Source organism: Microseira wollei NIES-4236, from assembly GCF_020521235.1.
Classification (GTDB): Bacteria; Cyanobacteriota; Cyanobacteriia; order Cyanobacteriales; family Aerosakkonemataceae; genus Microseira; species Microseira wollei.
The window spans coordinates 1-309 of record NZ_BLAY01000639.1; the positions used below are offsets into that span (position 1 = coordinate 1).

Annotated in this window: 1 protein-coding gene; it reads left to right on the top strand. The window is 41.1% G+C overall.

What is annotated here, in order from left to right:
• Nucleotides 1–309, top strand: a 309-nt coding sequence (locus tag MiSe_RS50100; protein ID WP_226595086.1) for a hypothetical protein, incomplete at both ends; no start/stop codon positions are given.

Sequence of the window (309 nt, forward strand, 5' to 3'; positions counted from 1 at the left end):
GGCATTTTGTTGGGACACGGCATCCGAAATATTCTGGAAAAATGCAAATTTGATGATTGCCGTGTCCCCAGGCAGAAACAAAGTTGATAAAATTGGAAATATTCCCCAAACAAACCGGGTTTATCTGAAAAATCGTCCGGCATTTTGTTGGGACACGGCATCCGAAATATTCTGGAAAAATGCAAATTTGATGATTGCCGTGTCCCCAGGCAGAAACAAAGTTGATAAAATTGGAAATATTCCCCAAACAAACCGGGTTTATCTGAAAAATCGTCCGGCATTTTGTTGGGACACGGCATCCGAAATATT